Annotated in this window: 12 protein-coding genes; 4 read left to right on the top strand and 8 right to left on the bottom strand. The window is 51.7% G+C overall.

Going from position 1 to position 8297, the window contains the following annotated elements:
- From HP459_RS19100 to HP459_RS19090, 3 genes are all read left to right on the top strand, one after another.
- Positions 1 to 192 (top strand): alpha/beta hydrolase (locus HP459_RS19100; RefSeq protein WP_171936651.1); only part of this gene is annotated, 192 nt, incomplete at its 5' end.
- Positions 193 to 287: 95 nt separating this feature from the next.
- Positions 288 to 1052 carry an SDR family NAD(P)-dependent oxidoreductase gene (locus HP459_RS19095; protein WP_023300126.1) on the top strand — a complete coding sequence of 255 codons (765 nt, stop codon included), beginning with the start codon at positions 288 to 290 and terminating at the stop codon, positions 1050 to 1052.
- A 543-nt stretch (positions 1053 to 1595) separates the two neighbouring features.
- Positions 1596 to 1817 carry a DUF4225 domain-containing protein gene (locus tag HP459_RS19090; protein ID WP_276524936.1) on the top strand — a complete coding sequence of 74 codons (222 nt, stop codon included), beginning with the start codon at positions 1596 to 1598 and terminating at the stop codon, positions 1815 to 1817.
- Here the strand turns inward: HP459_RS19090 and HP459_RS19085 are convergent.
- From HP459_RS19085 to HP459_RS19070, 4 genes are all read right to left on the bottom strand, one after another.
- Positions 1792 to 2130 carry a hypothetical protein gene (locus tag HP459_RS19085; RefSeq protein ID WP_171936650.1) on the bottom strand — a complete coding sequence of 113 codons (339 nt, stop codon included), beginning with the start codon at positions 2128 to 2130 and terminating at the stop codon, positions 1792 to 1794. The genes HP459_RS19090 and HP459_RS19085 overlap by 26 nt on opposite strands.
- Positions 2131 to 2147: 17 nt before the next feature.
- Entirely contained in the window at positions 2148 to 2633 is a 486-nt protein-coding gene (locus HP459_RS19080; protein WP_171936649.1) for a GNAT family N-acetyltransferase, read from the bottom strand.
- Positions 2621 to 2887: a DUF1778 domain-containing protein gene (locus HP459_RS19075; protein WP_003857131.1), complete on the bottom strand. Its 267-nt coding sequence runs from the start codon at positions 2885 to 2887 to the stop codon at positions 2621 to 2623. The genes HP459_RS19080 and HP459_RS19075 overlap by 13 nt, the downstream gene beginning before the upstream one ends.
- A 63-nt stretch (positions 2888 to 2950) precedes the next feature.
- Positions 2951 to 3880 carry a LysR family transcriptional regulator gene (locus HP459_RS19070; protein WP_171936648.1) on the bottom strand — a complete coding sequence of 310 codons (930 nt, stop codon included), beginning with the start codon at positions 3878 to 3880 and terminating at the stop codon, positions 2951 to 2953.
- A 129-nt stretch (positions 3881 to 4009) separates the two neighbouring features.
- On the opposite strand from HP459_RS19070, the gene HP459_RS19065 reads away from it, so the two are divergent.
- Positions 4010 to 5398: an MFS transporter gene (locus tag HP459_RS19065; protein WP_171936647.1), complete on the top strand. Its 1389-nt coding sequence runs from the start codon at positions 4010 to 4012 to the stop codon at positions 5396 to 5398.
- Here HP459_RS19065 and HP459_RS19060 read toward each other — a convergent pair.
- From HP459_RS19060 to HP459_RS19045, 4 genes are all read right to left on the bottom strand, one after another.
- Positions 5377 to 5934 carry an OmpH family outer membrane protein gene (locus HP459_RS19060; RefSeq protein WP_045622668.1) on the bottom strand — a complete coding sequence of 186 codons (558 nt, stop codon included), beginning with the start codon at positions 5932 to 5934 and terminating at the stop codon, positions 5377 to 5379. The two genes, HP459_RS19065 and HP459_RS19060, sit on opposite strands and share 22 nt — an antisense overlap.
- A 120-nt stretch (positions 5935 to 6054) precedes the next feature.
- Entirely contained in the window at positions 6055 to 7191 is a 1137-nt protein-coding gene (locus tag HP459_RS19055; RefSeq protein ID WP_023300132.1) for a type 1 fimbrial protein, read from the bottom strand.
- A 23-nt stretch (positions 7192 to 7214) separates the two neighbouring features.
- A complete protein-coding gene (locus HP459_RS19050; RefSeq protein WP_063849052.1) occupies positions 7215 to 7793 on the bottom strand; it encodes a fimbrial protein in 579 nt (192 codons plus the stop codon).
- Positions 7793 to 8297: FimD/PapC C-terminal domain-containing protein (locus HP459_RS19045; protein WP_171936646.1), on the bottom strand; the 505-nt coding region annotated here is incomplete at its 5' end. The genes HP459_RS19050 and HP459_RS19045, both read right to left, overlap by 1 nt.

The following is an 8297-nucleotide window of genomic DNA, read 5'->3' as shown; positions in this document are numbered from 1 at the left end:
CGTCCCGTGCTGCTAATTGCCGGTGAAAAAGCTGAAACACGAAAATTCAGCCAGCAGGCTTATGACAATGCGAAAGAACCGAAGGAGCTGGTTATTATTCCTGGTGCATCACATTTTGATTTATATGACAAGCCGCAGTTTGTTAACCCTGCCCTGAATAAGCTGGCAGAGTTCTTTAGCAAAAACCTTTAATCATATCCTCACGTAGGTGTATGTGAATAAGCAGCAGAAAGTCCGAAATTACGCTAAGGGACCTTCTGCGGGCAAAATATTAAGAGGAGAAAATTATGAATATTTCACTGAAAAATAAAGTCGCGCTGGTCACCGGTGCCGCGTCCGGTATTGGATTTGCAACTGCTCGTGCTTATGCAGAAGCGGGGGCAGCCGTCGTGTTAGCGGATATTAATTCTGAACTGGTAGATAAGGCCGCAAACGATCTGATTTCCCGTGGCTTCGAAGCTAAATCATTTACCTGTAATGCGGCAAATCTTGATGAAGTTGAAGCGATGGTTCAATTCACTGTTTCTACTTACGGTCGTCTGGATATCGCATTTAATAATGCCGGTGTACAGAATAAACTTGTCGAAATCGCGGACGCTACCGTGGAGGACTTCGACCGCGTTAATGCCGTGAACCTCCGGGGCGTCTGGGGATGTATGAAGTATGAACTTCAGCAGATGCGCAAGCAGGAAAGTGGTGTCATCGTAAACTGTTCTTCTATCGGCGGAATTGTGGGCGGTGCAGAACGTGCGAACTACCACGCCGCGAAGCACGGTGTGCTGGGCCTGACCAAGAGTGCAGCTCTTGAATATGCAGGCCGGAACATCCGGGTGAATGCAGTTTGTCCGGGACTTATCTGGACGCCAATGGTCGATGCTATGGTCGCATCAGGCCAGAAAGAAGCCCTGGAAGGCATGGTGAAAGCCGTTCCGTTGCAGCGCCATGGTAATCCGGAAGAAATTGCCGATGCCGTGCTCTGGTTATCCAGTGATGCATCGTCCTACGTTACAGGCCAGTCAATTTCGGTTGATGGCGGCCTGACCATGCGCTAAGCATAGCTGCCCTAATTATTACCCCCTGTTTGTTTTCCCTCATTGAAACACTGCCCTGTTTAACAGGGCTTTTTTAACTTTTCTGTTAAACCGCCTGTACGGTCATCTATCACCTTTCAAGCCCTTATCTTCAACGGGATGACTGATGCAGCCATGCTACCAGACGCAACAAACCTTCGCTTTCATAACCCTCCTGCAATAATCGGTCTTCTCTACAGATCCTAACCCGAATCCTTGCCCACTTTTCTCATACCGAGTGTTATTTCTACACGAGCGTTGGGAAGACATTCCTGAACTGACGAAGAGTAAGCTCTCAGATAACATACATAGAAGGCGCATTTCTTCTTAGTTCATGAAGTCCTTTTGATATGAACTCATCCTATTCATAAAAAGATATTCTAAAACAATGAGATATACGCCAGATGCATTATGAACTAAGCTTTCGTAAAACATAAGTTAAATACGGTGGGTTTATTCTTTAGTTCATGAGTTCCTCTCTTTCAGGAACTTACCGATGAATCAGTCGGTTGCCTAAATGTTGGCCTGGGGATCTTTAATGTAACCACGCTTGCAGCCAGCGTTTATGGGGTGTTTGGTATGACTGGTAAAGCTGATGCCTGGCGTCTTTTCCGTTATCTTCCCGGAGACTATTACCGCAAGGTGGAAACCATGTCTCCGGGCAAACTGACGATGAAGGTTATGGGATGGGGGGTGAGCGCGAAGGTGGTACTGGAACTCCTTACCCGTGATGACCGGAGTCGCTGAACTGTGTTCTCATCAGCTTCCATGATTTATAGCCAAGTCTGACCGGCATCACCAGAAGCAGAACAATTAGCAAAAAGACGACGGCAATCATACAGGAGATAACATGGCTTGCGCTGCCAAAGATCGCGGTAACCAAGGTGATGATGACCATCCCGCCGGTGATCCAGGCTACCGACAGAAAATAACCGGCCAGATCCTTCAGAACCTTTTCCTGCGATTCCCCCGTCGCCTGGTGACGTTTGATTCGCTCGATATCCTTATTTAAAAGATCGGTTCCTTGCTGCTTTATCAGCCAGGCGGGCTGAACATTCATTCCATAAAATCCCGCCGCTACTGAGGAAGCCTGAGAAACAGTGTCCGTTCCTGAGTCTGCGATGCTTTAAAACCATGGTGGATATAAAACGCTTTGGCGTCCTCAGTGAGTGCATGAACCATGATCGCCCGCACCCCAATATTCTCTGCTACCCGATAACAGCGTAAAACCGCATCCTGGAGTAAATCGGCTCCCAACCCATTTCCGCGTATTGAGACATCGACAGCCAGACGGGCAAGAATAATCACGGGAATGGGATCCGGCATGTTACGCCGCAAATGACCTGTCGCTTCCGTATGGTTAACGCTGCCGGTAGCCAGAGAGTAAAATCCCGCGACCTGCTTTGTGCCCGTTTTACAAACGACAAACGTTCGGGCTGCGCCAAGCGCCTGGTTTTTCAGACCTCTTTGTTTTAACCATTCGTCAAGTACGGCCTCTCCACTGACGAACTCCGCCAGTTGATGGACGCTGGATAAGGGCTCTGGGGGGGTTACACGTCCCACTGAGGTTTCCTTGCCAGCAGTTTTTCTATGGCAGGATCGTCGGCGACCGGGGCATCAAGCATATCAATGAACTCTGCATACTGTTCATCGTTAAAATTGAATACACGCCGATCGAGGATCACATTTTCGGCTGCCTGACAGGCCATCTCCAGAATGAAGTCAGTACGTGATTTATGGAGGATCTCTGCGGCGGCATCGATAAGCGCCCGCTGGGATTCTTTGGCTCTAAGATTGAGTTGAACATCTGATTTCATGGGTATACCTCTTGTATAGCAATTGCTTTACAAGCATAGCATAAGCGGCGCGTATAGCAATCGCTATACAGGTCCCTTAATCATGTCTGACTTCTTCACTCTGCATATCGCAAGAATTTGCTCTCTCAGCCAGCGGTGCGCGGGATCGCGTTCCATTCTTGGGTGCCACATCTGTGATACCGTAATTAGACGGCTTTTGAACGGCAGCTCGAAAACCTGTACCTGGTCCGTTACCTGCTGATTGAGTAAATAGAGAGCGGGTATCATGGCGATAAGATCCGATGCCACCGCCACGGACAGCGCCGTCGGAAATCCCGGTACGACGCTCGCGATTTTACGTTTTGTTCCGAGTTCGGCCAGCGCATCGTCAACGGATCCGTGCAGTGCACCCTCGGGTGACGCTACCACATGGCCCCAGGCGACATAATCCTTCACCCCTATTTCTGCCTGATTAGTCAGCGGGTGCCCCTTACGCACGACGCCCACAAACCGATCCTCAAACAGTCGTTGCAGCCGTATTTCAGGCCCCATATTACTCTGGACGCCAATCTCCAGATCAACCAGCCCTTCCCGAAGATAGCGCGACGTTTTTTCCGGCTTAGGCGCAAAGCGTATACAGACGTCCGGCGCGGCGTCGGCCACAGCCGCTATAAGCGCAGGCCCAAACGCCACCACAAAACCATCGTTTGCCCTGATGGTAAAAAGTCGCGCCAGGCTTCGCGCGCTGAACGTTTCAGTTGAGGGCTGTAATACCGCCCTGGCCTCGTGCACTGCACGCCTGGCACGGTCCCGGGTCGCTTCGGCCCACGGGGTCAGTACCATGTTACGTCCGGCGCGCACCAGAATCGGATCGCCAGTGACGTCGCGTAACCTGCTTAATGTCCGGCTCATTGCCGAGGTGCTGAGGTTCAGACGACGTGCCGCGCCTGCCACGCTCGCTTCGCTCAGCAATATGTCGAGTGCTATCAGTAAATTAAAATCGGGTTCTGACATCTCCTTCCTCCCTGCATATTCAGATAAGGCGTTTCATGCAACGATAAAGTGTAAATGGTGCGCCTTCCGCCCTGCAAAAGCCATCTTTATAGTTTTGTCATCCACACACTCTTCTCTAAGGACAACAAGATGATGCTTTTTTCCAGCCAACCCGGGGACGATGGACTGCCTGGCCCGACGCGCGCACGGGTGATGGCCGCGATAATGACCACCACGTTAATGGGCGTGTTTGATGGCACCATGATCAACATTGCCCTGCCCTCCATGGCTCAGGAGATGCAGGTGCCAGCCAGTTATGCCGTCTGGTTCGCCAACGGGTATCTGCTGGCGGCTGCAATGACGCTGGCGATATTCGCGGCGCTTGCGGCCCGCCTGGGTTATCGCCCCGTATTTCTGGCAGGCCTGACGACCTTTACCCTGACATCGCTGGGTTGCGCGCTGGCGAAAACGCCCGAAGTGCTTATCGGTATGCGCGTGCTTCAGGGGATCGGCGGCGCAGCGACGCTGAGTATTGCTCCCGCGATACTGCGGTCCGTATTTCCCGGACGATTGCTTGGCCGCATTCTGGGTTTGCACGCCCTGCTCATCGCCTCCAGCTCCGCTATCGGCCCGGTATTGGGCGGTACGATCCTTCACACCCTGAGCTGGCAATGGCTTTTTGCGATAAACGTTCTTCCCGGCACCCTCGCCTTGCTGCTGGCGGTCAAAGCGCTGCCGCGGGATGCGGTTCGAAAGCAAGCGCCCTTTGACACCCTGGGCGCCATATTGTCGGCGCTGCTGTTGGGTTCGACGATCGTGGCGGCGAACAGCCTCCATGATGCTACTTATCACACAGGTAGTCTTTGCTGGACGGTTCTCGCTGCGCTGAGCGGCATGGCTTTTATCTGGCAGATCCGCCGCACGGATAACCCCTTACTGCCGCCAGCCATATTCAAAAATGAACGTTTTACCCTCGCGGCCCTAACGTCGATGATTGCTTTTGTCAGCCAGGGTATCACCTTTATTGCGCTACCCTTCCTGTTTCAGAGCGAATACGGCTACAGTCCGGTGATTTCTGCCCTGCTATTTACGCCGTGGCCGCTCGGGATCGTGCTGATTGCGCCGCATGCAGGCCGGTGGGCGGACACGATTTCAGCCCCGGTGATTTCAACCCTGGGGCTGATGATTTTTGTCGTCGGTTTGATTCTGCTGGCAACGTTACCCGCCAGCCCTTCGATGTGGGATATCTGCCTGCGAAACCTGGTTTGCGGGATGGGATTTGGCTGCTTTCAGAGTCCCAATAACCGGGAAATGCTCTCAAACGTTAGTCGTGACTATGCGAGCTATGCATCCGGTGTGTTATCCATTATGCGCACGTTCGGGCAGTGTCTGGGGGCCGCCGCTGTGGGCGTACTGCTGGCGACAAATGAGAGAGCAATTCATGCTGCACTGTGGATCGCTGCGGCGGCTTCTGCCGTAGCGGTCATCGTCAGCGCGAGCCGACTGCGTAAAATCACTCATCCTGCGGAAACAGGTTGAGCGAGCAAAAGCTCCCGGGTCGCATCTTCAAAATTAGGGCGCGGCCCGTACACCACTTTTACATGCTGTAATTCATTAATGATTTCATTACTGATGTCGTGACCATAATCCACTGTAGAGGCGCTATCTTTATTGAAAACGACCGAATAGTGATGATCTATTCTGTATTTTTCAACGGTATCAGATATGACTCGCTGGCTTATATGCCGCAGGCGACCCTGCTCTGCCCGCAGTTGCGTGTTTTTACTCATATCATCGATCGCTTTCATTTCACGGCGCAAGGGTTCTGGCAGAGCATAATATTTTTTCTCAACTTCAAGCGCGGATTTTTTAGCTAATGCGAGAAGTATTTCGTTCTGCTTTTTTTCCTGTGCCAGTAACGGTGATTCACGCAGGATCCGCTTGTAAGAAATACATGCAACCCCTTTTTGTCCGGCGTGAGGCTTAAGGTGACCGTTAAAAGAATATAATCCTACAAGGCACACAAAAATTAACAGAATGACTGAAAAGCGTGGCTCAGACCGTTTAGTAATCATTGTCAGTTCCACCGAATAAATAGGGTCGCAGAGGAAATGTACACGACAGAAACACATAACGGTAGCGCAGAGGTGTACAAAAATAAACCGCAGCGCTACCCCCTGTCATGATCAAAGGTATCAATTATATTTAAGTGTGATTGTCCCGGTGGCATTTGCTTGCCCTGGCGTGACAACGTCACTGGTTTTGTAATACCACGCTTTAAAACGTAAGGTTTCAGACTCTCCGGCCCCGCCTGTATTTGCCGGATCGCTATAGGTGGTTGCGGAGCCGATATCAGCAAGCGCGGTACCATCGGCAGCCAGCCCACTGCCTTGTGATGCGGCTTTTACACGACTGGAATTAAAAGCTTGTACCTCCTGACCAATGGCCCAGTAGGTAAAACTGCGTAGCGCCGGTTGATAGGCTGATATCACGACCCCCACACCGGTCGCCGTCGTACCCGATTCAGACTGGTCTAAAGCAATCACTGAACCATCATCGTTGTCGCCCTCGGCAAGCGGCCCGTTGATGGTCAAGGTCACGTTGGTGCCTGGCTGACAGCTCAGACCAACATCCTGTTCGGGTCCTTCCACCATCTTAAGATTATCAAACGCAGAGGTATCCACATCGCCCATATTAAACAGCAGGGAAGAAACGGATGCTGAGCATCCCATCGCATAGACTTCTATCTGCGTATTTGACAAATAGACTTCTGACGCATTATCACCGTTATCCGAACTGCTCTGCCCTTCACGAAATTCCACCGTCGCCAGTTTGCCGCTCTCAAGGGCCAGATTACCGCTCGGGATTGTACCCCCCGTCGCAATCAACTGCACACGATAGGCCGAGCCCGCCAGCGTATGGCTGCTCTCGCCATCGCCGGACTGCCATGAGTTATCAACCGCACGTTCATAATCATACGGACCGGCCTGGTTAAGCGTGTAGGTCTTAATGCCGATACCCGGTATCGTGGTCGGGTAGATATTATCTCCCACCGGCGACGCCGACGCTAAATGAGTCGGGTTATAATGAAATCCTACGTAATAATCCCTGCTACAGTTTTTAATCGTGACATCCCCATCCGTCCCGCTGATATATCCAGAATCGTATAACACTTCGCCAAAGGTATAATTTTTCGCACTGACCAACAGTTTCGAGGGTAATGGGATCGTCGTAACGGTAACATCATCGCCGTTATCCCGGTTACAGGCTGCATGACTTAATAGTGGGACTGTCCCCAGCAATAACACCAGATAATATAAATATTTTGACATGAAATTAGTCTGCTCACTTAAGCTCAGTTATAAACAACATTCAATGTAATCGCACTGCTGAATGCACCCGGTGTTGGGGTCCCATGTGGGGTATACATTCGGGCAGTAAAAGTCATCGCGCCGGTTTGGTTTTCGAGCGCAACCGGGTAGCTCACGCCGTTGGCCAGCGCGACACCGCTGATGGGATGTTCGTGGTCACGGATAAACAACTGAAGGCCGACATCGGTCGCGCCGCCTGCATCTGCCGCTACCTGATTGGCGTAAATGACAGAAGCATAAGCCGGATCTTCAGCGTAAGGTGCGCCTGTAAAGGTAACCGTTGCCTGGCTTAACCCTGCGGTGCAGCTGTCAAACGCGATGGTCACTGGCACATTTCCTGTGTTCCCCCCCGCTACAGCAAAGTCTTTCCAGTAATATTTCCCGAGGTCGACTGCCTCCGGTTTGGTGACGTTACATGAGCCATCAATAATGTTTCCGGTGACATGGAACTCAATATCATTGCGATCGGTGTACGCCATTGCCGGCGACACGCTCAGCATGAATACCATTCCCGGGCCGATGAGCGATTTAAGGCCGGAACGGAGAAAAATGAAGCGTGACATTAATTTGCTCCCGATACGGGATGGCAAACCCCGTTGATGAATAAAATATCGGCCTCTGTTTTTGCGCCGGCAAGTGTGTAATCAACGGCGCACTGCTTGTTCGCCGCCTCCCCCCACTTAACAATTAACCGCCCTTTCTCGGCGAGCCCGACGAGATACACTTCCCCGCCGTCGCCAACAATACTGCTGCGCGTGTCATCCGACTCGCCGCTGGTTTGTGTTACTACTGCGCCAAACGGCACCGGTTTACCGTTGTAGGTCAGCGTCATCATCGCCTTTTGTCCAATCCAGGTGTTGTACTTCACGCGTACTACCGCCCCTTTGGTCGGCACCACGGTTTTGGCGATGTTATCAATGGCCGCGGAAGTATCGCTGGCATCCACTGTGTTGAGTGAGATCGAATTGCTGTGATACGGACGAACGTACGGCACAATGGCGTTACCGAAATAATCGGTATGAACGTTCGTCTGCCCGTTGATCGGCATACCGGAAACACCCGGTGTT

It is taken from the genome of Enterobacter sp. CM29, from assembly GCF_013179605.1.
GTDB lineage: Bacteria > Pseudomonadota > Gammaproteobacteria > Enterobacterales > Enterobacteriaceae > Enterobacter > Enterobacter intestinihominis.
This window is presented reverse-complemented; position numbering and strand designations above follow the sequence as displayed.

Coding starts and splice junctions, on each gene's coding strand:
- HP459_RS19095 (WP_023300126.1), top strand. CDS start 288: ATGAATATTTCACTGAAAAATAAAGTCGCGCTGGTCACCGGTGCCGCG.
- HP459_RS19075 (WP_003857131.1), bottom strand. CDS start 2,887: ATGAAATCAGATGTTCAACTCAATCTTAGAGCCAAAGAATCCCAGCGG.
- HP459_RS19055 (WP_023300132.1), bottom strand. CDS start 7,191: ATGTCAAAATATTTATATTATCTGGTGTTATTGCTGGGGACAGTCCCA.
- HP459_RS19065 (WP_171936647.1), top strand. CDS start 4,010: ATGATGCTTTTTTCCAGCCAACCCGGGGACGATGGACTGCCTGGCCCG.
- HP459_RS19060 (WP_045622668.1), bottom strand. CDS start 5,934: ATGATTACTAAACGGTCTGAGCCACGCTTTTCAGTCATTCTGTTAATT.
- HP459_RS19070 (WP_171936648.1), bottom strand. CDS start 3,880: ATGTCAGAACCCGATTTTAATTTACTGATAGCACTCGACATATTGCTG.
- HP459_RS19050 (WP_063849052.1), bottom strand. CDS start 7,793: ATGTCACGCTTCATTTTTCTCCGTTCCGGCCTTAAATCGCTCATCGGC.
- HP459_RS19085 (WP_171936650.1), bottom strand. CDS start 2,130: ATGAATGTTCAGCCCGCCTGGCTGATAAAGCAGCAAGGAACCGATCTT.